The sequence below is a fragment of the Psychrobacter sp. NPDC078409 genome (assembly GCF_050268505.1).
Lineage (GTDB): Bacteria > Pseudomonadota > Gammaproteobacteria > Pseudomonadales > Moraxellaceae > Psychrobacter.
The window spans coordinates 67,824-92,815 of the sequence record NZ_JBNNGW010000003.1 but is presented as its reverse complement, the minus strand read 5'-3'; the positions used below and the strand labels follow the sequence as shown (position 1 = coordinate 92,815).

General features: G+C 41.8%; 22 protein-coding genes, 1 tRNA gene and 1 other RNA gene. 21 read left to right on the top strand and 3 right to left on the bottom strand.

All coding sequences use genetic code 11. The annotated features are described in order from the left end of the window. Window positions 1–356: 356 nt before the first annotated feature. Entirely contained in the window at window positions 357–1,640 is a 1,284-nt protein-coding gene (locus ACQKC9_RS06420; RefSeq protein ID WP_427612028.1) for an ammonium transporter, read from the top strand. A gap of 10 nt (window positions 1,641–1,650) precedes the next feature. Continuing rightward, window positions 1,651–2,292 (top strand): hypothetical protein, encoded by a 642-nt coding sequence (locus ACQKC9_RS06415; RefSeq protein WP_427621025.1) that lies wholly within the window; start codon window positions 1,651–1,653, stop codon window positions 2,290–2,292. Window positions 2,293–2,446: 154 nt separating this feature from the next. Here ACQKC9_RS06415 and ACQKC9_RS06410 read toward each other — a convergent pair whose 3' ends face one another. Beyond that, window positions 2,447–3,205, bottom strand: a complete 759-nt coding sequence (locus ACQKC9_RS06410; RefSeq protein WP_427621023.1) for a hypothetical protein — start codon at window positions 3,203–3,205, stop codon at window positions 2,447–2,449. 164 nt (window positions 3,206–3,369) lie between these two features. Further along, complete coding sequence (locus tag ACQKC9_RS06405) at window positions 3,370–3,837, bottom strand: Lrp/AsnC family transcriptional regulator (protein WP_101204277.1); 468 nt, start codon at window positions 3,835–3,837, stop codon at window positions 3,370–3,372. 242 nt (window positions 3,838–4,079) lie between these two features. On the opposite strand from ACQKC9_RS06405, the gene rarD reads away from it, so the two are divergent. After that, on the top strand, window positions 4,080–5,102 hold the full coding sequence (gene rarD, locus ACQKC9_RS06400) for an EamA family transporter RarD (protein WP_427621021.1): 1,023 nt from the start codon (window positions 4,080–4,082) through the stop codon (window positions 5,100–5,102). Window positions 5,103–5,253: 151 nt separating this feature from the next. Here rarD and smpB read toward each other — a convergent pair whose 3' ends face one another. Next, on the bottom strand, window positions 5,254–5,730 hold the full coding sequence (smpB, locus tag ACQKC9_RS06395) for an SsrA-binding protein SmpB (RefSeq protein WP_057758370.1): 477 nt from the start codon (window positions 5,728–5,730) through the stop codon (window positions 5,254–5,256). Between the two features lie 251 nt (window positions 5,731–5,981). Here smpB and coaD point away from each other — a divergent pair, with 251 nt between their 5' ends. The 18 genes from coaD (at window position 5,982) to recO (ending at window position 24,943) form a co-directional block, all read left to right on the top strand. Beyond that, on the top strand, window positions 5,982–6,500 hold the full coding sequence (gene coaD, locus ACQKC9_RS06390; RefSeq protein WP_102078894.1) for a pantetheine-phosphate adenylyltransferase: 519 nt from the start codon (window positions 5,982–5,984) through the stop codon (window positions 6,498–6,500). Window positions 6,501–6,595: 95 nt separating this feature from the next. Then, on the top strand, window positions 6,596–6,844 hold the full coding sequence (locus tag ACQKC9_RS06385) for a YfhL family 4Fe-4S dicluster ferredoxin (RefSeq protein WP_021814308.1): 249 nt from the start codon (window positions 6,596–6,598) through the stop codon (window positions 6,842–6,844). A 55-nt stretch (window positions 6,845–6,899) separates the two neighbouring features. Beyond that, window positions 6,900–8,225, top strand: a complete 1,326-nt coding sequence (gene bioA, locus ACQKC9_RS06380) for an adenosylmethionine--8-amino-7-oxononanoate transaminase (RefSeq protein WP_427621020.1) — start codon at window positions 6,900–6,902, stop codon at window positions 8,223–8,225. Beyond that, complete coding sequence (bioD, locus tag ACQKC9_RS06375) at window positions 8,222–8,938, top strand: dethiobiotin synthase (RefSeq protein WP_427621018.1); 717 nt, start codon at window positions 8,222–8,224, stop codon at window positions 8,936–8,938. Before bioA ends, bioD begins: the two co-directional genes overlap by 4 nt. Window positions 8,939–9,012: 74 nt before the next feature. Beyond that, window positions 9,013–9,403, top strand: an RNA gene (rnpB, locus tag ACQKC9_RS06370) — RNase P RNA component class A. Between the two features lie 121 nt (window positions 9,404–9,524). Further along, window positions 9,525–9,601 (top strand) — tRNA-Met (locus ACQKC9_RS06365). 226 nt (window positions 9,602–9,827) lie between these two features. Beyond that, window positions 9,828–10,640: an ABC transporter permease gene (locus ACQKC9_RS06360; protein WP_057758376.1), complete on the top strand. Its 813-nt coding sequence runs from the start codon at window positions 9,828–9,830 to the stop codon at window positions 10,638–10,640. Window positions 10,641–10,654: 14 nt separating this feature from the next. Then, on the top strand, window positions 10,655–11,326 hold the full coding sequence (locus ACQKC9_RS06355) for an ABC transporter ATP-binding protein (RefSeq protein WP_134292612.1): 672 nt from the start codon (window positions 10,655–10,657) through the stop codon (window positions 11,324–11,326). Next, window positions 11,295–12,410, top strand: coding sequence for a capsule biosynthesis protein (locus tag ACQKC9_RS06350; protein WP_134292613.1), 1,116 nt, complete (start codon window positions 11,295–11,297; stop codon window positions 12,408–12,410). Before ACQKC9_RS06355 ends, ACQKC9_RS06350 begins: the two co-directional genes overlap by 32 nt. 55 nt (window positions 12,411–12,465) lie before the next feature. Continuing rightward, window positions 12,466–14,238, top strand: coding sequence for a polysaccharide biosynthesis/export family protein (locus ACQKC9_RS06345; RefSeq protein WP_427621016.1), 1,773 nt, complete (start codon window positions 12,466–12,468; stop codon window positions 14,236–14,238). Window positions 14,239–14,352: 114 nt separating this feature from the next. After that, a complete protein-coding gene (locus ACQKC9_RS06340; protein ID WP_427621014.1) occupies window positions 14,353–16,797 on the top strand; it encodes a capsular polysaccharide biosynthesis protein in 2,445 nt (814 codons plus the stop codon). Between the two features lie 145 nt (window positions 16,798–16,942). Then, window positions 16,943–18,184, top strand: a complete 1,242-nt coding sequence (locus ACQKC9_RS06335; protein WP_427621012.1) for a capsule biosynthesis protein — start codon at window positions 16,943–16,945, stop codon at window positions 18,182–18,184. Between the two features lie 363 nt (window positions 18,185–18,547). Further along, entirely contained in the window at window positions 18,548–20,347 is a 1,800-nt protein-coding gene (gene lepA / locus ACQKC9_RS06330) for a translation elongation factor 4 (RefSeq protein WP_101204270.1), read from the top strand. Between the two features lie 102 nt (window positions 20,348–20,449). Beyond that, window positions 20,450–21,352, top strand: coding sequence for a signal peptidase I (gene lepB, locus ACQKC9_RS06325; RefSeq protein WP_427621010.1), 903 nt, complete (start codon window positions 20,450–20,452; stop codon window positions 21,350–21,352). Window positions 21,353–21,483: 131 nt separating this feature from the next. Further along, window positions 21,484–21,876 (top strand): DUF4845 domain-containing protein, encoded by a 393-nt coding sequence (locus ACQKC9_RS06320; RefSeq protein WP_238069189.1) that lies wholly within the window; start codon window positions 21,484–21,486, stop codon window positions 21,874–21,876. 102 nt (window positions 21,877–21,978) lie between these two features. Then, window positions 21,979–22,776, top strand: a complete 798-nt coding sequence (rnc, locus tag ACQKC9_RS06315; RefSeq protein ID WP_057758394.1) for a ribonuclease III — start codon at window positions 21,979–21,981, stop codon at window positions 22,774–22,776. Between the two features lie 346 nt (window positions 22,777–23,122). Next, on the top strand, window positions 23,123–24,088 hold the full coding sequence (gene era, locus ACQKC9_RS06310) for a GTPase Era (protein ID WP_057762330.1): 966 nt from the start codon (window positions 23,123–23,125) through the stop codon (window positions 24,086–24,088). A gap of 63 nt (window positions 24,089–24,151) precedes the next feature. After that, entirely contained in the window at window positions 24,152–24,943 is a 792-nt protein-coding gene (gene recO, locus ACQKC9_RS06305; RefSeq protein WP_427621009.1) for a DNA repair protein RecO, read from the top strand. Window positions 24,944–24,992 lie beyond the last annotated feature (49 nt).

The following is a 24,992-nucleotide window of genomic DNA, read 5'->3' as shown; positions in this document are numbered from 1 at the left end:
CAACAATCATTCTCTATCCTAGTTCGATTTATAGCTATATTCTCGCAAACGTAATAGTCAACATACTGACCTGACTGTTACTGGTCATTTGTTTTCTCATATTTATAAGTTTCTTTAATTTCTAATAATAGGTTTTGGCACAGGTTTTGCTCCACCCTTATTAGGGCTTATTTGTGTGCATTAATGAGTAAAAATAGTGCACCGATAATATTTGAACGGATAGATAAGTGTTTGGAGATAAAATGAGAACATCCTCTGTTGGACTGGACACGGTAAAGACATTATTAAAACTATTACAACCATTAAAACTATCGCTAAGTAATAGGCTGGTGCTAAGTACAGTATTGTTTACAGCAATGGGTAGCGCGCAAGCTGCTGAGACTGACACATTGACCGTGGCACAGCTGCTCGAATATCAAAATATCGCTTGGATTATCTGGGGCGGGGTATTGGTGTTCTTTATGCAGGCAGGTTTTGCGCTACTTGAGAGCGGATCAGTACGAGCAAAAAATGCGGTAAACGTGATGATGAAAAATTACACTGACATGTGTATCGGCGGTCTGGCGTTCTACTTGGTTGGTTTTGGGCTGATGATGGGTACTAATAATTCAGGCTTTGTCGGCACGGATCACTTTATGCCAGTCGCCTTGTCTAATATGGACTGGGCATTGATGTTCTTTCAGATGATGTTTGCAGCGACAGCAGTGACCATTGCTAGTGGTGCAATGGCAGAGCGCGTTTCGTTCATCGGCTATGCGGTGGCCGCCTGTTTGATTTGTTTGTTCATTTATCCCGTGTTTGCCAGTTGGGTATGGGGCGGTTACTTTGGCGGGACGGGTTGGCTTGCTGAGCTTGGCTTTATTGATTTTGCTGGGTCTACTGTCGTGCATTCTATCGGTGGCTGGTTGGCATTGGCAGGTATCTTGGTCATTGGCCCAAGGCTAGGCCGCTTCGCACCTGATGGCACACCAAGACTAATCGCAGGGCATAACATGACGTTGCTGGCGTTAGGCGGATTTATCCTATGGTTTGGTTGGTTCGGCTTCAATGCTGGATCGACGTTATCTATCACAGGCAATATTGGCTTAATCGCAGTCAATACTTTTGTTGCAGCAGTGAGTGCTGTGGTGAGCTACATGCTGATCTCCCGATCGCTTAACAAAGCCATTTTGCTGAGCGATAGTGTCAATGCCAGCTTGATTGGTTTGGTATCTATTACCGCAGGCTGTGCGACTACGACGCCTGTCTTCGCTATCATTATCGGTGCGGTTGCTTCCGTGGTTTATATCTTATCATCGCAAGCATTATTAAAATTCAAAGTAGACGACGTGGTCTCGGCAGTGGCAGTACATGGTTTTGGCGGCGCATGGGGTACGCTCGCTGCAGGATTGTTTTATACAGGAGATTTGTTTAACTTATCGAGGCTTGGTGTACAAGCGCTGGGTGTCGGCGTGGCGTTAGGCTGGGGACTGGGATTGGGTCTAGTGATGTATAAGCTGATCGATCTAAGCTTTGGGTTAAAAGCCAGCCGCTTACATGAGCAGCGCGGTCTTGATTATACTGAGCATGCAGAGCTTGGTTACCCTGAATTTCAAAAGCAAATGTTTGATTCCAAGAGTTTAACTGAGCGACATTTATAGGAGCGAGCTGATGAATATTGATACTCAATCCGTAGACCAAGCTGTGACTGCGATGGCAGAAGTGCTTGCCGATTATCTACATCCTGAAGAGGTGCGATTGCTCAAATCACAGTGGCAGCGATATTCGACGGTCTCTGTGAAAATGATGCAACAGTGCGTCTTGGATGCGACAAGGCGCTATCCTGAGCTGCAAGCTTATAAGTCCGATATTAGGAAAGGCTTTTGGGCTACGTTGCAAGCGGACAGTCAGCAGACTGTCGAGGCTGATAGTCACAATAGCCATAATGGTCATAATAAAGCAATTAAAGCGCCAATCCCTGTATCTGAGTTGGTTTTGGCATTTTATACCGTCATAGAAGCGCTGCGCAGTCAGCTATCAGAAACAGAAAGTCGTAACCTATTTCTAACCATGCACCAAACTGTTTCGCAAGAGCGCACCTTCAAAGGGCATAGTCTTAACATCAGTCAGTTTTTAGAAGGCAATCGCCCGCCTGTACCTGATAATGAGCACCTGTTGAATAATTTGATGCAGCTGGCTTATGTATGCTTATGCGATGTTGCAGGCCCTGTCGAAGCAGATGAGATGATGTTTCGAGCGGCAGAGAAGGCAAAACAAAACTACCCGAAAACACTGGTCGAAAAGTTATTCTAAAATATTAAGCAGGCACGTTACGATTTAGTATGGAATACCTTTCGATAACGTACCTTATATAAAGGGGCTTTTATAACGTAGCTTTCAAGATGTAGATTTTATGATGTAGCCTTAAACTTGTTACTAGACGATGAGCGGTCTAATAGTTAACTACCTAGTCCAATAGCTGAAGCGGGAAAGTAACCACGTCAAAGGCGAGGGCAAAGGGTAGCAGTACTAGCTTTTGTGCGCCATTTGGACCGCTACGAGTGACGACATCTTGCTGAGTTTGTGTATAAAAACTCACCGTATATGGTTTAGTCAGTGCGCGATAGTTTGATTGAATCAAACCTAAGTTACTAACTTGCGGATAGATAGCGCCTTTGACAGGAACGCTAAAACAAAAGCGCTGAGCATTGATACGTTGATCGCTCGCTGAAGTGCACTCTTTACCGTTATTTTGCAAAAAGAACTGATAGTCTGAGCGCCTAAATTCATCTTTCAATTTAGCATAAGACAGTTTCATCTCACCTTGAAAGTACCCATCGTTATTGGGTACATGAAAGCTCATGTCATTATCCACTTGAATATTTTTTTGCGTGAGGTTACTCAGTAAGTTCACCATTTCTGTTCCACCTTGGGTGAGAACGTAGCTGTTCTTCTCTCCTACGATAACCATTGAGGCGTTTGGCATTTTTGGTAACGCCTGCGCAGGACGACCAAAGGCAACAATTTGATCTTCAGACAGTATCTGCTTTGTTGTGTTCGTGGTGACATGCCCGCTATTGTCTAACAATGAGCTGGTCGCACAGCCTGAGCTGGCTAGTACCGTAGCAAACAGAGCACCTGCTATTACCTTTTTTGAATTTAATGGGTTTAACGGTTTTAATGACGCTTTCATGTTCTTATTAGCAGCATTTGTGTGGTCAGTCATGATTAGGCTTCCTTGTCTAATAGATGGGCTTACGAAATTAACTACCGAGTTTTTATTTCTTCTCGGATGTCTGGTGAATATCGTACAGTGTTTATATGTAATTTAGCTACTTATCATCCATTGTCATATGATAGGTAAGTTTAGCTGTGACTTATTAGTTGTAATTAATCTAGGGTGATTTTAGTTCCACTCTTAGTAAAGTTCATCACAAACTGGCTTTTGAAGTTGCGCACGTTATTTTCGTAAGTCAGTAAGCTGCGGGTGAACTGATGATAATCGCTCATATTCTTTGCATTGACCATGAGCATAAAATCAAAATCACCTGATACTTCATAGCAGCTCATGATTCGCGATTGCGCATCCATCAAGCGCTCAAACCGATGTTGCATTGAGGTATTAGAGCGCTCCATTTCTATCATCACTACGGCTGTCAGGCCATAGCCCACTTTGTCAGGATTGACGATGGCTACTTGTTTGGTAATCACGTCACTATCTATCAGCGCTTGTATACGCCGCTGCGCCGTCGCAATGGATACATGCACTCGCTCTGCGACAGTTTTAAGCGGTAGGGTCGCATCATCTTGCAGCAAATTTAAAATAGCTTTATCAATATTATCTAAAGTATGGCTCATATCAGGATATCCTTAATAGCAAAGTTTTCTATCGGTTTTTATAAATATTATCACTAAAAATACTAATATAAGAAAATAATGATTTATATGGTATTTATTTGATATTTTTATTCATTAAAAAATCTATATAGAGATAATATATCAAAGCACCTTAGTAAAATAGACCGTACCAATCAGAGCTGCTTTAAACAAAGAACTACCTATTGGTTTTTTATCATCTATTAATAGCTACGGTGCTTATCATGTCTATCTCAATGCTCTCCAATGTATTCGCTAATACGCTAGCAACGACTGCTGCACGTTTGCCACTACCTGCGATTTGGACGACAGGTAGCGCACAACAACGCACTCTGATATTAGGGGTGTCTTTTGCCATATTGTCCAATGTGCTATTTGGCGTACTCTATGCCTATAGCAGTTTTTTAGCGCCATTATCAGGGACACAAGTTTTTATCTGGCGCATGCTCGCGATGTGGGCAGCGTTGGTCGGATACTTAATGGTAAGTGGGCGTCTGGGATTGCACATCGATAAATTGAAAGTGTTAAAAGGCGCTAAGCAATGGGCTTGGTTGCTATTACCTACACCGATATTCCTTAGCCAGTTTTGGTTATTTATGTGGGCGCCAGTGAATGGCCAAGGTGTGCAAACCGCGATGGGATACTTCTTATTTCCGTTAATGATGGTAGTGTTTGGTTGTGTCCTCTTTGGCGAAAAATTAAGCCGTTTGCAATGGTTGGCAGTAGCCTTTGCTGCATTGGGCGTGGGTAGCGAAGTTATTCGTACCCAAAGTGTCTCTTGGGCGACGCTATGGGTATGCGGTACGTACCCTATTTACTACATTTTACGCCGACTGCAGGGAATCGGAGCCGTGACTGGATTATTGGTTGATTTAACGATATTTGCGCCCTTTGCTCTTGCTTACTTGTTCTTCTTTGCCCCAAGCAGTTTGGCGTTGGTTAGCGGCTCTGGGTTCTTTATCATGATGCTAATAGGTTTAGGTGTGCTCAGTGTCTTGGCGATGAAGAGCAATATTGATGCCAGTCAAATGCTACCAGTTAACGTCTATGGCATGATGAGCTATCTAGAGCCAGCGTTGCTATTTATTTTGGCAGTGACCATACTAGGCAACCCATTTGAGTCAGCGATGATCTATAGCTATGGTCTGATTTGGTTAGGTATTGGGTGTTTGATTGCCCATGGTATTAGGCAATTACGTCAGCCTAGTAGAAAGACAGCATTGTCTCTAGAAGAGCAAATTGCATAATAGAATGGATTGCCAAGTTCTTATATGAAATGCTTATATGAAATGTTATTGGTAAGCAAAGCTGTATGGTGATATCTATAAATATCGTAGACGAAAAAAAGGACGACTCATAACTATTGAGTCGTCCTTTTTTATATAGATTAAAAAATGCTTAATCTAAATGCTGTTTGAAACCGCGCTGCTTATCACGTTCCCAGTCGCGATCTTTTAGCGTTTTACGTTTGTCATGCTGCTTTTTACCCAATGCTAGGCCAATTTGGCATTTCACCAATGAGTTTTTCCAGTAGCAAGACAGCGGTACGCAAGCGTAGCCTTTCTGGTTGATTGCCCCAGATAGTTTTTCGATCTCACGACGGTTCAGCAGCAGTTTACGGGTACGAATACTGTCTGGACTAACGTGCGTTGAGCTCGATAGTAATGGCTGAATGTGCGCACCAAACAAGAAGGCTTCGTTATTGCGGAATATGACGTACGCTTCGGTAATCGTCATTTTTCCTGCGCGAATGGCTTTGACTTCCCAACCTTGTAATGCCAGTCCCGCCTCAAAGGTTTCTTCGATAAAGTACTCATGACGCGCCTTTTTATTGGCGCAAATCTGATTATCTGGCTTTTTTGATTTTTTTGACATAACTTCTCCATAAGGATGACCTAAAACACAGGCTCCTTATTTAATCAGTCCCACTAATTCCTCATCCTAATCCAATAACTGGTCTTGTTTTTTATTTCGATTATGAGATGGATGAGTCGAACTGCCTATTGTATCAAAGCCTCTGATGAAAAGGTAAATCAGCTGTTAGGACAAATGTAGCAGATAAGTATTAAGTTTGAGCAAAATTTGCTAGCATATGGCCTAATATCACCGATTATATCAGTCATGCTATGAGCCACTCTATTTCTCCCAATTCCTCAAAGCTACATACCAAAATTCTATACCCTGGTACCTTTGATCCTATTACCAACGGTCATGTAGATTTGGTCACACGCGCCGTCAAGCTATTTGATGAGGTCGTTATCGCGGTTGCCTCAGGCCATCATAAAAAACCCTTGTTCAATTTTGAAGAGCGCGTTGCTTTGGTCGAAACCGTATTTGCAGATTTACCGCAAGTATCTGTAATTGGTTTTGAAGGATTGCTTGTTGACTTTATGCGTGAGAAAAACGCCACGGCAGTTTTGCGTGGCTTGCGTGCAATGTCAGATTTTGAGTACGAGTTTCAGCTGGCTAATATGAATCGTGAGCTTGATGAAAACTTTGAGGCGGTATTTTTAACTCCATCTCAGAATTACTCATTTATCTCATCTACCATGATTCGCGAAATTGCCAAGCTTGGCGGTGACGTCAATAAATTCGTTCCACCCTGTGTTTTGCAAGCATTCGATAAAAAGTTAAATATTAAATAAAAGACGCTGTATCAAAGATATGCTGCTAGCACTTGCTAAAATAGCAAGGAGCAGCCATATATGACTGATATAAGCAAAAATATAAGGAACAGTTCATGGCACTATTAATCACTGATGAGTGCATCAACTGTGATGTGTGCGAGCCTGCTTGCCCCAATGAAGCCATCTCAGAAGGGGATGATATTTATGTCATCGACCCTGATCTATGCACAGAATGTGTCGGACATTTTGACGAGCCACAATGCGTTGTGATTTGTCCAGTCGACTGTATTCCTCACGATCCCAATCATGTTGAGACTGAAAGCGACCTGCTATCTAAATACAAACGTATTACGGGTCAATAAAGTATCTATAAGCGATTGACGACGTTTGGATTTACAACGTTTTAGGGACAACACGATGACCACGCAAACAACAACCACGCAATCTATCCAAGTCGTAAATGACTTCGATCAGCAACACCTTTGGCACCCTTATGCCAGCCTGCCACCCACTTATTCTAATATCGTAATCGATCGTGCTGAAGGTATTTATATCATCACCGAAGATGGCACGCGCCTGATCGATGGTATGTCGTCATGGTGGGCGAGCGTTCATGGTTATAACCATCCAAAACTGAATGACGCACTGACTAAGCAGTTGGGTAAAATGGCGCATGTCATGTTTGGTGGGTTAACCCATCAGCCGGCGATAGATTTAGGTAAAAAACTGCTCGACATTGTACCTGTTGGACTTGATGCAATTTTTTATGCGGACAGTGGCAGTATCGCGGTAGAAGTGGCACTAAAAATGGCGCTGCAGTATCAAGTAGCTGTCAAGCGTCCAACCAAGCAACAATTTGCCTCAACCCATTCAGGGTATTACGGAGACACGTGGCATGCCATGAGTGTCTGTGATCCTGTTAATGGTATGCATAGCCTATATGGCAAGCAATTACCGATGCAGCATTTCGTCCCTGCGCCGCCACTTGGCTTTGATCGCGCCTTGACAGTAGATGAGCGTGAATCATTAGCTCAGTTTTTTTTCAAGTATGGTGAGCAGCTGGCAGGTTTTATCATTGAGCCAATTATTCAGGGCGCAGGCGGAATGCGTTTTTATAGTCCTGAATATCTGCAATTGCTGCGTCAACTGTGCGATGAGCATAATGTACTATTGATTGCGGATGAAATCGCCACTGGGTTTGGCCGTAGTGGTAAATTATTTGCGTGTGAACATGCGGCTATTAGCCCTGATATCATGACCATTGGTAAGGCGTTGACAGGTGGTTATATGACTTTTGCTGCAACGCTATGCACCCGAAAAGTTGCCGATACCATTCATAATAGTGACTATCCAGCCCTTATGCATGGCCCAACTTTTATGGGCAATCCACTGGCTTGTGCAGTTGCTTGTGCATCGATTGATTTGATTATGTCTTATGATATTGAAGCGCGTACCGCAAATATGCAGAATATTATGGAACAGCAGCTAGAACCAGCCGCGTTATCAGAAGGCGTTGCTGAAGTACGCTGCTTGGGTGCAGTCGCCGTCATTGAGTTGCATGAAGCGGTCGATATGCCTACATTTCAGTCTTTATTGATTAATCATGGTATCTGGGTCAGACCATTTGGTAAACTAGTGTATATCATGCCACCCTACGTGATTACTGATAATGAACTGACTACCTTATGCCAATCACTGCTAAAAGTAGTACGTACGTATTTAGAAAACCGAGGTCAACCATGAGTGTTTTATTTGTCTCTGGTATCGATACCGATATCGGTAAAACCTATGCCACTGGACTACTTGCCAAAGCACTTATGCAACAAGGTGTGAGCGTCATCACTCAAAAGCTAGTACAGACGGGCGTATCGATCAATCCAAATACTGGTGAGATGAATATCGCTGATGACATTATTACTCATCGTCAATTAATGGACATACCTCTACAGCCATATGATCTCGATTTTACGACTTGTGCTCATCGTTATAAGAAGCCTGCGTCTCCTCATCTGGCTACTAAACTATCAGGGGAAACACTTGATCCTGATATGATTACTAACGCCACCAAGCGATTGCAGGCACAGTATGATGCGATACTACTAGAAGGTGCAGGTGGCTTACTTGTGCCGATTACAGAGAATCTACTCACATTAGACTATATTGCTGAGCAAGGTTATCCTATCGTCTTGGTCACCTCTGGTCGATTGGGCAGCATCAATCACACGTTGCTGAGTTTAGAAGCCATAAAGTCGCGTGGATTGATGGTACATAGTGTAATTTATAATCATATTCATGATGCTGCTGAGCAAACGGATACTGAGATCGCAAATAGCACTATTGAGTTTCTACGAAAATATTTAGACAATTATTATCCTAAAGCACATTGGCTACAGATACCGTATTTAAAAGATAACTTGGTCGGTAATATTGAAACGCTGCCAGAAAATTTTGTTTAGCTTATTTATGTTGTCTTTAAAAATAAATTCAAAAGACATTCGCAGACTGTCATAAGTTTGCTATACTAGCGCGCTTGGTAGACTAGGCGATCGCCGCTGCACACTGGCAACAGATGAGCAGGGGAGGAAAGTCCGGGCTACATAGGGCAGCGTGCCAGCTAACGGCTGGGCAGGGTAACTTGACGACCAGTGCAGCAGAGAGTAGACCGCCTTTAGTATCTTAGTATCTTAGTATCTTAGTATCTTAGGGTATTATCGGTAAGGGTGAAAGGGTGCGGTAAGAGCGCACCGCGTGGCTGGCAACAGTTCACGGCATGGTAAACTCCACGCGTAGCAAGACCAAATAGGCATCGGCATGGCGCGGCCCGCGTTCGATGCGGGTAGGTTGCTTGAGCGTATTAGCGATGATACGCCTAGAGGAATGATCGTCCACGACAGAACCCGGCTTATCGGTTTACCAAACCTTTTTTATTGTTTGATGTAGTAATAGTTGCAATTAATCTGAATTAAATTCGTTTTTTTGCAAAAAATGCTTATTAGGGGTTGACGGCAGTCAATAGCTTGGGCATAATGTGCAGCCTAAAACGGCGATGTAGCTCAGCTGGTTAGAGCGCATGACTCATAATCGTGAGGTCAAGAGTTCAAGTCTCTTCATCGCCACCATATATAGCAGTACTAAAGAAACCAATCTATTGAGATTGGTTTTTTTTTGCCTAAAATAAATGGTTTTATAAACTAGAAGCGACTGATAGATAGCATTTCAGGTGTGATTTACTTACAGATTTCTTACTAAATCATAGGTTTATCTGTCTATATACAGATTAATTCTTGTAACTTATGTCGCGCTTACTTATCATAGGGGCTGTTTTCGGTAAAGTCCTGTAACGCCATGTCTGTACAACTACCTCCTTATCGTCCTATCAAGCATCGCAGTGGCCTTAAAGTCATGGGTGCAGCATTTCATGCACTGATCATGCGCGAGCTACAGACTCGCTTTGGTGGATATCGTTTAGGCTACCTTTGGGCGCCTTTAGAAATCATGTTTCAAGTTGCCATTTATCTAATAATATTTGGCGCTATCATGACTCGTGTGTTACCTGGAATGGATTACATGCTATTTTTGGTTGCAGGTTTAGTACCATTTCGTATGATGAGTACAATAGCAACACGATCACTAGGGGCAGTAGAAGCCAATCAAGGTCTTCTAATGTACCGTTCGGTACGTCATATTGATGTCATTATTGCACGTTCATTTCTAGAGTTAGTGATTTACTTTTTTACATTTGTACTATTACTAACCATACTGGCTTTTATCGGTATTCCTATTAGTTTTGCTAATCTTCACGTGGTGTTATTTTGCTGGCTAACCCTGTTTATATTTGGTTTTGGGCTAGCAATGATAATGATGGTGGTTGGTTATTATGGTGGTGAAATTAGCAAAGTTATTGGCTTAATTTTTACTATTTTATACTTTGTATCTGGAATTATGTATTCCATTCATATTATTCCTGAGCCATATCTGACTTATTTGTTATATATTCCATTTGTCCATAATATTGAGCTAATGAGAAATGCACTATCTCCTACTTATCCTGCATATCATATTGATATGGGATATTTTTTAAAGTGGATGGTAGGTGTTAATTTTCTAGGTTTATTGATGTACAAAGCAGTCGAAAAAGACCTTATTCGTTCAAAGTAATAGCAGGTAAATGAATGATTGAAATTAGGAACGTCTCTAAATCATTTATGACCAAACAAGGTCGGCATTATCTATTCAAAGATTTGAATCTGACTATTGGTGATAAAAAAAGTGTGGGCTTGCTTGGTCGTAATGGTGCTGGGAAATCAACACTGTTACGCATTATATGTGGACTAGATAAGCCAGATCATGGAGAGATTATTACCAACTCGACTATTTCTTGGCCAGTTGGGGTGGCAGGTGGTTTTCAGGGTAGCTTAACAGGTCGTCAAAATGTCCGATTTGTTTGCCGCTTATATTCAAGCGGCCCTTATATTGATGAAAAAATTCGTTTTGTCGAAGAGTTTGCTGACATTGGTAATTACTTTGATATGCCAGTTAAAAGCTATTCATCGGGAATGAGAGCACGCTTAACGTTCGGTTTAAGCTTGGCCTTTGATTTTGATTACTATATGCTCGATGAAGCGGGTGCTGTTGGTGATGCAGCATTCCGTAAGCGTAGTGAAGAGATTTTAGCGGCCCGCCGCGCACAAGCAGGATTTTTAATAGTGTCGCACAATATTGGTGATATCAAACGAAACTGCGATATTGGTATTGTACTAATGGATCAAACAGCACACGTGTTTGACGATACAACAGAAGCGATTGAGGTTTATGAAAAGCATATCCACAAAGCAAAAAAGTAAGATAATTAACTTCTCGCTGTTTATTGGCTTGGTCATCCTTCCTTGGTTGCTCGTTATATACTATGTAATGACACTGGCGCACCCGCGTTTCGTTTCGACTGCTGACGTGGTAGTGAAGCAAGTTAGTGATTCGAGCGTACCATCTGGTGGTGGTATATCAGCTCTATTGGGCGTTAATAGTACCAGTAAAGAAGACGCAACCTATTTGACAGAGTATATTTTGTCGAATGATATGGTGAAGCGACTCGATAATAAGTTTAAGTTCCGAGACGCTTACTATGTTGATGGTTCAGACCCTATTTATGAAATCGATCCTGATGCAACCCAAGAAGATTTGCTTGAGTACTTCAAAAAACGGGTTCACATTGATCTTGACGAGCAGAGCTATGTACTTTCGGTATCAACAGAAGGCTTTGACTCAAAGTATGCTTTTGAGCTGAACAAAGCTATCTTAGGAGAGTCTGAGCGTTTTGTGAACCGTATTTCACAAGAAGTGGCTCGTGATCAATTGGCGTTTGCAGAAACTCAGTTAGATGAATCAGAAGAGCGTTTAAACGATGCCAAAGAGCAGCTATTAAATTATCAGAATGAAAACGAAATCTATGACCCACAAGCCAATGCACAAATTGTCAATCAGTTAATTGGCAGCTTGCAAGCGCAATTAAGCTCGTTGCGTACCGAAGAGCGTCAGTTACTCAGTTATCTAAATCCAGATGCGCCGCAAGTGGTTTCACTAAGAAGCCAGATAAAGGCTGTTGAAGAGCAAATCACTCAAGAACAAACTAAATTGACATCACCAAATACAACCAAATTAAACCGTCAAGCGGTACAGTTTGAGACCATCAAGGCAGATGTGGATTTTGCTACCGAGTTGTATAAACTGTCGTTGTCATCGCTTGAGAAATCAAGACTAGAAGCATTTAAGAAAATGAAAAACTTGATTGTGATCTCAACACCCTATGAAGCTGAAGATGCAACATATCCGCGCCAAGCGTATCTTATTTGGACATCGCTTGCATTGCTCTTAATGCTCTACGGATTTGTACGTTTGGTAATGGCAGTTGTCCGTGATCACCGTAGCTAATCTTGAAAAACCAGATATCAGTAATGATCGATAGATCAGGAAAGGAATATAACTCATGAATATGAAACCACGTTCTATCGTGATAGCGACAAGCTTGGCAATGGCGGCGACTAGTATGTCTGCAACAGCTGCAAGCAGTTATGCAGATCAAATATCAGGTTCGGGCTTTGGTACAAGCAACAATAACATGAGTCAATCTCAGAACCAGAGCAATATTAACGTGTCTACCCAAGCATTTTCTGGGGCAGTTCCAGGGCAAGCAACGACCCAAGAAGCGGTCAATGCAGCGAGCTTACCAAGCCAATCAGTTATCAATACTACGCGTCCTTATCAAGATATTAAAACTCAAGATATGATGTTCGGTGAGCAATTGTTCCGTGGAGCATTTTCGACGACTTCAGGTTCGACCTTTAATGACAGTTATGTGATTAACCCTGGTGATAACGTCCAAGTAAGAATGTGGGGCGCTTACCAATATGCTGCTACCATGACAGTCGATCCACAGGGTAATATTTTCTTACCGAACGTTGGACCAGTTCGCGTCTCTGGTGTGCAAAATGGTAGCTTACAGAATGTGGTAAAAAGTGCCGTCAGTCGTATTTACCGCTCGAACGTAGGGGTGTATGCTTCATTAGAGCAGGCGCAACCCGTTAAAGTATTCGTCACAGGTTTTGTTAAACAACCAGGCTATTACGGTGGGCTAGCAGCAGACTCTGTATTGTCTTACTTAGATAGAGCAGGCGGCGTTGACCCAACGCGCGGTAGTTATATCGACATTCAAATTAAGCGTAACGGTCAAATGCTACAGCAAGTCAATTTATATGACTTTTTGCTAGCAGGTAAATTACAGGCATTTTCATTCCGTGATGGTGATGTCATCACCGTGGCACCGCAGAAAAAGACGTTTGTGGTAAGCGGTCAAGTTCAAAACGAATATACCTTTGAGTTTGATGTGAATGATTTGACTATTGGTGATGTGTTGCAAGTGTCTAATCCGGCAGCCAATGCTACTAATGTTAGTATCACTCGCAGTGCAGGACGTGCACAGACGGCAGAGTACTACTCATTAAGTGAAGCCCAAAACGTTCCTGTCTATAACGGCGACCAAATGGTAGTAACGTCAGATCGTTACGCAGGTACCATCGCTGTGCAGGTAAAAGGTGCACATACTGGTAATGGCGCAATGGTTGTACCATATGGCGCGCGTCTAAAAGATATCGTGCCACAATTACAGCCAAGTCCACTGGCAAAATTGACACATCTAACCATCTATCGTGAATCTGTTGCTGAGCAACAAAAACGCATGATTAACGAGTCGCTCGATCGTCTAGAAGAGCTAACGCTTGCCACTCAGTCGACGACTCGTGAAGAAGCTGCGTTGCGTCAAGATGATGCAGCATTAGTCAAACAGTTCGTCGCCAAAGCTCGTAATGTTCAGACGGATGGTCAAATCGTCGTTGTGCCAAATTCGTGGCAGGATATTATTCTGCAACAAGGCGATATCATTGAGATACCAGCACAAACGTCAGTCATTACAGTCAATGGTCAAGTACGAGCACAAGGGGCACTTACCTTTAATCCTGACTATACCGTTGGCGATTATGTGGCTAACTCTGGTGGTTTCTCTGATAACGCTGATACAAAAGATATCTTAATTATTCATCAAAATGGGGCGAGTCAAGTGGTCAATACTGCGTATCGTATCCAACAAGGTGACGAGATTATGGTATTACCGAAAGTTAAAACTAAGCGTGTGGAGATTGCTCGCGGTCTATCACAGATTGTTTATCAGTTAGCAATTGCTGCCAAGGTTGTTCTAGATCTATAACAGTTAGACAGTCATGACTTAACGATGACTGTTGAATAGATTTAACCAAAATTAACAAGTAAAGGTATTAAAGATATGGCAAAAAAAGTAGCGAATGAAGTCAAGGTATCTACTATGTCTACCTCTGATCATGCGCTACTTTCACCATCGTCACAGTACCAATCACCAAAGCAACTGGCAGTAGTTGGTAAAGGTATGTGCCGCAATAACTTGCTACTCTCGCAAGTGTTGCAAGCTGATATCCAGCGCTGGTATCCATGGTCAGGTTTGCAGCAAAGCCTAGTAAATCACAAGAAAAAACTACAACCTGAGGCATTTATTGGATGGGGGCATAAGAAAAGCTTTCAACGAGCTGATAAAGCTGCCACTCGTCAGGACGTGAATGCCTTAAGTATTGAAGATGGATTTTTGCGTTCATTGGATTCAGGTATTAGTAGTCGCCATGGTTTGAGCGTGATTGTCGATGACATTGGCATCTACTTTGATATGACGCATCACTCGCGCCTTGAGCAGCTGATTGTTGAGCGTACCAAGAGTACTAGCAATGATCGCGCAGTAGGCGAGGCACGTGCTCGTCATCTGATGGCACGTATATGCGAAGAAAAACTGAGTAAATATAATTCAATGGTTGATTGTCCGTCGTTGGATAAATTGATTAATGAAGGAAATATCAACGAAAAGGAAAATGCTGCACAATCACATATCCTGTTGATTGACCAAGTAGCGGGTGATGCCTCTGTTAAAGGCGCTGGTGCGAATAAACGTCAATTTAAGAAGATGCTAAAATCTGCATGTCGTAATCATCCTAACGCCCATATTTGGATAAAAGCTCATCCTGCGTCAAAATTAGGCTATTTATCCAACTTAAAACTGCCTAAAAACGTTAGGCTGTTGACTGAATCTCTCAATCCTATTGAACTGCTTAAACAAGTAAGTGATGTCTATACAGTCAGCTCACATATGGGCTTTGAAGCATTAATGCTAGGTAAAAGAGTACATTGCTTTGGAGTCAGCTGGTATAGTGGCTGGGGGCTGACCGATGATACTAACGCACCTAAAAACCTACTTAGATCAGTTCAGAAACGTCGTTTAGAATCAGCTGAGATACTCATCAACAATAAAATTTTTTCGAACTCAGCATTGTTTCTTGCAACATCACATAAGACGCTTGAAACGTCATTAGAAACATTATTTTATAGTGCTTATATTGATTACAGTCTTTATGTAGATCCAGCAACGAAACAAGCTTGTGATATCGATACAGCCATTGAGTGGTTGGTGACCAATCGGCGGTGGCAAGCACGTCTTGAAGGCGATTTGACAATATATGAATTTAGTCGTTGGAAGCTGCCATTTGTCAAAGCCTTTACAGACCTACCGCGTACGACATTATTCGTTAAACCAAAACCGCGTCTAAAAAATCTTCTACATCCAGACCATTTCCGTGTCAATTTCAGCCAGCCTTTACTGGTATGGGGTTTGGCCAAACGTCAGCAAGTACAGAAGAAGCTACAGAGTAAACTTGCTGAACAAAACTCGGATATGCCAGCTATTTATTGTATGGAAGATGGGTTTATCCGATCAAATGGTTTAGGTGCTACTTTACTGGCGCCACTGTCTGTTGTCATAGATAAACAAGGTATTTATTACGATGCGACCCAGCCTTCAGACTTAGAAACATTGCTGCAAAATTTTCAGCCATTAAGTTCTGAACAGCGTCTTCGCGTAGAAAGACTGCAAGAAAAACTGCTGAATCAGCGAGTAAGTAAATACAATGTTGGGGCTGGTATAGATGTTGCTAGTATCCAAAATAATTCGTGGATGCAGGATGCCAAAATATCTGGGAGACGACGTGTTCTTATTATCGGTCAGGTAGAGGACGATTTGTCAGTACAGTACTGCGGCTCTACAATAAAGACAAACAGTGGTCTGATTGAACGTATACGACAAGATAACCCAGACGCTTATTTGATTTATAAGCCGCATCCTGATGTTGAAGCAGGACTGCGAGCAGGCAAAGTATCAGAAGCTCATCTACGACAAGTTCAAGCGGTTGCCTACGATACTGCAATGCCTGATTGCTTAGAATGGGTGGATGAGGTTCATACGATCAGCTCATTGACTGGTTTTGAAGCGTTGCTGCGTGGATTGGACGTCACCTGCTATGGATTACCGTTTTATGCAGGTTGGGGGTTAACTACAGATATTGACGAGCAGTCGTTACCAAAAGCGACTTACCTAAAAAGACGTCAACGAGACATGTCTTTGTCTCTTGAGCAGCTAATATATGGCGCACTTATATGCTACCCACTGTATCGTCTACCTGATGGCTATGGATTAGCACAAGTAGAGCAGGTAATTGATTATTTGTATCCTCTTAAAGACGCGCATCTGCTTGAGAATAGTGAAAAATCGCAATCTGAAATGACTAGTACTTTGAATAGTTCAGCTAAGACTGTGGCCTCGTCTTTATCTACAAAGTTCAAACGTCACACGACTATGCGTTTTATGCAGCAACGTCATCGATGGCAACAGAAATTGCGTAAAATGTCTCGTTAATTTATCAGACGAGCACCGTATAATTGCATTGCGACAAATAGATGCTTTTTCGGTATAATCACTTTTACGCTATGTGTTTTCACACGGTTGCACGACCTTTCTTATTTTTATCCTTTATTTTCTCATTTAATGGTAGCCCTGTATTATGGCAGCTTCGATGTCTCACTTGCTTACTCATCGACATGTCTTGCTACTACAAGGAAAAATGGGTGGGTTTTTTAATCGATTTTCTTCATTCTTGCAAACTCAAGACATTAAAGTAAGCAAAATCAATTTTAATGCAGGCGATGCCTTTTTTTATTATCACGACAATACTTACGAATATACCAATACATTAGCGCAATTTTCCTCTTGGTTGCAGGCGTTCATTAAAGAAAATGCCATTGATGCGATTGTATGCTTTGGCGATTGTCGACCGCATCATACTCAAGCAGCGTGTGTTAGTGAGAAGCTGGGTATTTCATTCTTTGTCTTTGAAGAGGGGTACTTGCGTCCTGATTACATTACCTTGCAAGAGCATGGGATTAATGGCTATTCACGTCTAAACACTGCTGAGATTAAAGCACTTAAGAAAGCCAATGATCAGCCTTTATATACACATAATCGATTTTATCGCTTAAGTATCGCAGCTATCGTCTATTATATTATTGCTTGGCTTTATAAAAGCCGTTACCCACATTATTCACATTATCGTGGTATGACCGCCTGGCAAGAAGCAATTGCTTGGTTGAAAGCACCGTGGCGGAAGCTACGAGGATATTTGCCAGATAAACACCTGCAAAATAAACTGACCAAGCAAGAAAGTAATAATTATTTTTTGATCAGCTTGCAAGTACATAATGACTCACAGATTACCCATCATAGTGATTATCGTGATGTGGTACAGTTCATTGACGAGTCTATCGCAAGCTTTGCAAATTTTGCTAAGCAAAAACAGTTACTCGTGTTTAAGCATCATCCATTAGATCGTGGTCATAGAGACTATCGGGAGCTGGTAGCTAGTCTAGCTGAGCGCTATCAAGTGTCGCATCGTGTTTTCTATGGTTGTGATATGCACCTGCCAACTTTGATGAAATACAGTATTGGCATGGTGACTATTAACAGTACGACAGGCTTGCAGTCGGTTTATCATAAAAAACCTACTAAGGTTATGGGTCGTGCAATTTATGATATTCCTAAGCTAACAGATCAAAAGCCGCTTGATGATTTTTGGCAGCAGCCTAAGGGCCCAGATAATGAATTTTATTTGAGATTTCGTGAGTACCTGATAGAGCAAACTCAAATAAATGGTGCTTTTTATGGCAGATCGCCATGGATGTATAAGTATTTGTGCCAAACTGGCAGCGAAACGACAGACGTAGATATGTCTAAAACCAATTTACCCTAGTCATTTATTTGTTTTTCTTTCTAATAAGTCATAGTAACTATAATGGTATCTATATAAAGAAACGAAGTTCAACAAGTGTAACGATTGTTGCATTATCCTTTTTTAGCTGGTTATTTCATCTGCAAGTCACATCTCTTCTAACAAAATCGCCTTACTTTGCAGTGGAAAACTGCTAGAATACTCTTTTATGTCTACGCATAAGAGTTAATGTGCTTGGCTATGGATTTTAGACGGTAGTATTAGCCCAATCGGCTTGTTATAACGGTTAACCTTCAAAGAAGTACACGCACCTTATCAATTGCATCTGACAGTATCTATTTTTTAGTTTTATTATTCTATCACCCTTAATTTAGTAGGCGCTTTGTGACTGCATTAGCCAATATTCGTAACTTTTCAATCATTGCCCACATTGATCATGGTAAGTCGACCCTTGCCGATCGTTTTATTCAAATGTGCGGTGCCTTGCAAGATCGCGAGATGCAGGCGCAGGTGCTCGACTCAATGGATATTGAGCGTGAGCGCGGTATCACTATCAAAGCACAGTCAGTAACACTGTTTTATGATCATCCAAATGGTGAGCGCTATCAGCTTAACTTTATTGATACCCCTGGTCACGTCGATTTTTCATATGAAGTGTCGCGTTCATTAGCAGCTTGTGAAGGTGCGCTATTGGTTGTTGATGCCGCTCAAGGCGTAGAAGCGCAGTCAGTGGCCAATTGCTATACAGCCGTTGATCAAGGCTTAGAAGTCATGGCGGTGTTAAATAAGATTGATTTGCCGCAAGTTGAGCCTGAGCGCGTCATTCAAGAAATTGAAGATATTATCGGTATCGATGCCGTTGATGCACCGCGAGTATCAGCCAAATCTGGTCTGGGTGTTGATAAGCTGCTAGAAGCGCTAGTAGAGTTTATTCCGGCACCAACTGGTGATCGTGAAGCACCACTGCAAGCACTAATTATTGACTCTTGGTTCGATAATTATTTGGGTGTGGTCTCATTGGTACGGGTGCGTGAAGGTACTATACGTAAAGGTGACAAGTTATATATCAAATCGACTCAAGAGGCACATCTGGTTGGCTCGATTGGTGTCTTTACGCCTAAGCCTGTAGATACGGGTGTTTTAGAAGCAGGGGAAGTCGGCTTTGTTATTGCGGGTATTAAGGATATTGCCGGAGCGCCAGTAGGCGATACTATCACTCATGCTAAAACCCCTGATGTGGATCGTATCCCAGGTTTTAAACAAGTCACGCCACAAGTCTATTCTGGTATGTTCCCAGTGGATTCGAGTGATTTCGAAAAATTCCGTGAAGCTTTGCAAAAATTGCAAATCAACGATGCGTCACTGTTTTTTGAGCCAGATACTTCAGATGCGCTTGGCTTTGGTTTTCGCTGTGGCTTCTTGGGTATGCTGCACATGGAGATTATCCAAGAGCGTCTAGAGCGTGAATATGATCTGGATTTGATTACTACAGCGCCCTCAGTTATTTACGAAATTGAGAAAAAGAACGGTGATGTAATATATGTAGATAATCCATCACATCTACCTGAGCCAAACAATATTGAAGAGTTCCGTGAGCCAATTGCCCGCTGTCAGATTTTAGTACCGCAAGAATTCTTAGGCAATGTAATGACGCTATGTATTGAGCGTCGTGGCGTTCAGGTTGATATGCGTTTTATGGGTCGACAAGTACAGCTGATATTTGATATCCCAATGGGCGAAGTGGTCATGGATTTCTTTGATCGCCTAAAGTCAGTCTCACGTGGTTTTGCATCGCTAGACTATAACTTTGAACGTTATCAAGCCGATAAGTTGGTGAGAGTTGATGTACTAATCAATGGCGATAAAGTTGATGCCTTAGCGATGATCGTGCACGAAACCCAATCACGTTATCGTGGTAATGCACTGGTTACGAAGATGAAAGAGTTGATTCCACGTCAAATGTTTGATGTTGCCATTCAAGCCGCTATCGGTAGCCAAATCATTGGTCGTAGTACGGTAAAAGCCATGCGTAAAGACGTATTAGCAAAATGCTATGGTGGCGATGTGTCACGTAAGAAAAAGCTACTGTCTAAACAGAAAGCAGGTAAAAAACGTATGAAGCAAGTAGGTAATGTAGAAATTCCGCAAGAAGCCTTCTTAGCTGTGTTGCAAGTCGATAGCTAACCGCTAAACGTAACCTAAGATAGTCATTGTAGATAACAGTCAAATGTAGTGAGTCTTATCGTAAAGGTGTTAGATAAGCCGCTCGTTAATAGGCAATTTGGTATGGATTTTGATTTTAATTTAATTTTAGTGCCGTTAACTATAGTCCTAGGAATTGTTTGGCTGTTAGATAAGCTAGCGCTCAAACAGCGCAAAACTCGTGGTCGAGGTCAGGAAGGCTTACTAGTTCGCTGGGCTTATGACTTTTTCCCTGTGTTAGCAGTGGTATTGATAGTACGCTCATTTTTAATTGAGCCATTTAATATCCCATCGTCGTCTATGGTGCCGACGCTATATACGGGTGACTTTATTGCTGTCAATAAGTATGCATATGGCGTGCGCCTGCCGTTAACCTACAATAAGATGTTAGATACTGGTGAACCTGAGCATGGTGATGTGGCAGTGTTTCGCTATCCTGAAAACCCGAGCATTTATTATATTAAGCGCGTTATCGGTTTGCCTGGTGACACCGTAAGCTACAGTCAAGGCACGTTATCTATCAATGATGTACCTGTTGAGACTAAGTCTGTAGATTTCGCGGCAAATGCTGAGTTGACTTCACAGCTATACTTACCAGGCCAGGTTGGTCCAGGTCAAGTGCTGACCGAAGAGAGTGCTTCTGCAATGGGTCAGCAAGAAGAAGATGCTGCACAATACTTTGAAGAAGTACAAGGTGACAATAAGCACCTCGTACGCTATTTAGATGGCATGAACAGTTCACAGTATGCGCCATTTTTGCAACAACAATCACCAGAAGTGGTGGAATCAGAAGGTACTGAGTGGCGCATTGACGTACCAGAAGGTCAGTATTTTGTGATGGGTGATAACCGAGATCGCAGTGCAGATGGTAGATTTTGGGGCTTCGTTCCGGATGAAAACCTAGCAGGTAAGGCGGTCTATATTTGGATGCATAAACCACCTGGTCTTAACCTACCGACCTTTGAGCGTAATGGTACTATCAATTAAGATTATGAGATTGTCTAGAGGTTGATTGGTTAATAATAGTTTTATGCTAATATCATTGCTATCTAATAAATAGCTATTTATTATTTATACACTTATTCGAAATAGTCGTTTATCTTTAGAAGGATATCATAATGCAGCAATTATCTGGTTTGGCTATGCAGCGCGGCGCCAGTGTGACAAACATTGTTCTCATTATTATGCTTTTGGGTATTGCGACTAAGTTGACAGTGGCTATCGTACCGGCTCAGATTGGTGACTATCAATTGACCAAGGTATTAAGTGCACAGCTAAAAGAAGCCAATAATAATAAAGAGACAGCCAAACAGTTTGTTGAACGTGTCAACAAACAGTTATCTATCAATGCTGACTATGATACCAAGGCAGAAGATGTGTTTACCTTTACCGATAAAAAAACAGGTCAATTGGCTATCTATAAAGAATATGCAGTAACTAATAACTTTTTTAGCAATGTCGACATTGTGAACCGTTTCGAAGGTAACATCGAGATGGCAACAGCAGAGTAAGCCATCATAGTACAACATAGCATTTTCATTATTTTATAAAATATATCAAATAATATTATTAAACTAAATCTGTCAAGCAGAAGGGATAACCACAAACCACGCATGAAACCAACTTCGCACCACTCCCAAGCGGTTCCTACTTCCCAAAAAAATAGTACGTCTGTTGACACGCTTGTTGTTAGCTCAGAATTTATTCAGCGGTTAGCAGTATTAACGCGTAAGTTAGGCTACGAGTTCAATGACTTGAGCCTTCCTAAACTTGCGCTAACACATCGCTCATTTGATAGCAAAAAAAACTATGAGCGCCTAGAGTTTCTAGGGGATGCACTTTTAGGGATGATTGTGGGTGAAGCTTTATATCATCGTTATCCTAGTCAAAACGAAGGGCGCTTAACACGTATGCGTGCGACATTGGTGCGTCAAGAATCGTTGGTAATTATCGCTCAAAATCTAGAGCTGTCTAACCATCTCATATTAGGAGTAGGTGAGCGCAAAGGTGGCGGTCGCAATCGTGCGTCTATACTGGCCGATGCCGTAGAGTCTCTAATTGGTGCTATCTATTTAGACAGCCAAGATATGGATATTACTCGCAAATGTGTTCTCTCTTGGTATGGTGATCTGATTGATAATGTCAATGACCAAAAAGCGCTGAAGGATGCTAAGAGTCGGTTACAAGAGTGGCTACAATCTAAGCAGTTTGACTTGCCCAACTACGAACTCATGGAAACGCGTGGTAATGCACCGCATCAAATTTTCGTTGTACGTTGCCATGTTAATATCAATAATTGCCCTGATATTACTGAATCTGGCGAGAGCCGCCGTATCGCTGAACAGAAAGCAGCAGAGCTTATGATTAACCAATTACATAAATTGCCAGGATCTGCCAAAAAACGTGTATAGCCGATATCCATAAACGCATTTTTAGATGCATAGTATCGGTTTAGATTGGTTTATAACTTGGCAAACATGCATTAAAACTACCTCACATATTATTTATTTTGAAACTTTAAATGTCTCTAGCCCTTTTTTAATGGTGACTAAATAAATTTACCATCAAAGACTGTTCGGCTAGTCACAAACCCTATAGGATTAACTTATGAGCAATCATACTGATTTGCCATCAAACAATGAAGACAGCACCCAAAATTTGGGTGAAAATACAGATATTGATTTAAGCCAAAACAATACCGAAGTTACTGAAGAGATTCATGCTACTGATGCAGAAGATGTCGCATTAGACAATGATATGGCTATTGAAGAATTTTTTGCACCAAGTGGCAATGCCCGTATGGCTGATGATTTTAGAGCAGGTTATGTCGCTATTGTTGGACGTCCAAATGTGGGCAAATCAACTTTGATGAATCACTTATTGGGTCAAAAGCTGTCTATCACCTCACGTAAACCGCAAACTACCCGTCATCGTATTCATGGCATTTTGTCAAACCATGAAATGCAAGCGGTGTTTGTTGATACACCAGGTATTCACCGTAACGAAGTACGTGCTATTAACGAACGTATGAATAAAGCGGCGGTATCGGCGTTAGTAGATGTAGATTTAGTACTGTTTGTTGTTGATTCAGATCAATGGCGTGACGATGATTTATTGACCTTGCAAAAGCTCGGTGAGACCAATCTAACAGTCGTATTGGTTATCAATAAGTCAGATACTTTAAAAGATAAAGGCAGCGTGCTACCACTTATCGAAACTTTCAACGATAGTTTCGATTTTGCTGATATCGTTCCTGTATCTGCACTAAAAAATCAAAACTTAGATCGTTTGCAAGAAGTGATTGCTTCGCATTTACCAGTCGCTGCGCCTATTTACGATACAGAACAAATCACAGATCGCTCTGAGCGATTTTTGGCCAGTGAAATTATTCGCGAAAAAATCATGCGTAGTGCAGGCGATGAAGTACCCTATGATTTAACGGTACAGATTGATGAGTTTAAAGACGAACCTGCACATACTGATCCAAAAACAGGGCGTCCACGCAAAGCTTGTACTTTCATCGATGCGACTATCTATGTTGAACGTGGTGGTCAAAAAGCCATCGTTATCGGTGACAAAGGTCAGCGTATCAAACAAGTTGGTATGGATGCTCGTAAAGATATGGAGCAGTTATTCGGTAAAAAAATCATGTTAACGCTGTGGGTCAAAGTGAAACGTGGTTGGTCTGATGACGAACGTGCGTTGACCAGTTTGGGCTATTGATAGCGGTTAAAAACGAACGCTTCAAAAATACTGCCTGCCTTTTAGCTATTTAGGTAATAAAAAATGCGTAATGAAGCGCTCGTCGGGTATTTGTTGCATCAGCGTCCTTATCAGGAAAAACGCGCTTTGTATTATCTTTTTTCTCAACAACATGGTGTGATACATGGTGTTGGGAAAAAAGGCGCGCCGCTATTTATGCCTTTACAGCTTTTTGCTACTGGCAAACGCGACCTAAAAACCTTTAGTCAAATTAATATTGCTTCGCAAGAGACAACTCAAGCTGATAGCGTTCAAAAAGACGGTGTTCAAAAAGATAGTACATCTGCTGTCTTAGAGGCCGTACCTTACGCCAATATCAGCGGTCAACATCAGTATGCCGCACTATATATAAACGAGATTCTATGGCGGCTGTTACCTACTGAAGACCCAATGCCAGTATTGTGGCAGCATTATCAAATCAGTCTACAACAACTCAAACAACCTCTAAGTAATAGCGAGCTTCGTCTCTGTCTACGTCAGTTTGAGCAGTATCTATTTACCGAGTTAGGATTCACTTTAACGTTAACGCATGACAACGTTGAAGACCCCATCGAGTCTGATTGTACTTACCGCTTTTTGCCTGATGTAGGTTTGCTTCCTGTATTGGTACATAATGAAGATTCTGAGCATTTAGCCAGTAAGTCTGGACAGACTGTTTTTAAGGGTGCGGATATCATAGAAATGGCACGTTTAGGTATTACTGAGCAAACATTGAACCATTGGTCAAAACTACATCGACATCTTATTGATCATTTGCTTGACTATCAGCCGCTACAAAGCCGTCTGTTATGGCAGCAACAGCAGCGTTATCAATAACTGCATTCTCAAATATCATCGTAGTATCAACTATATAAGTTAGGCTTAA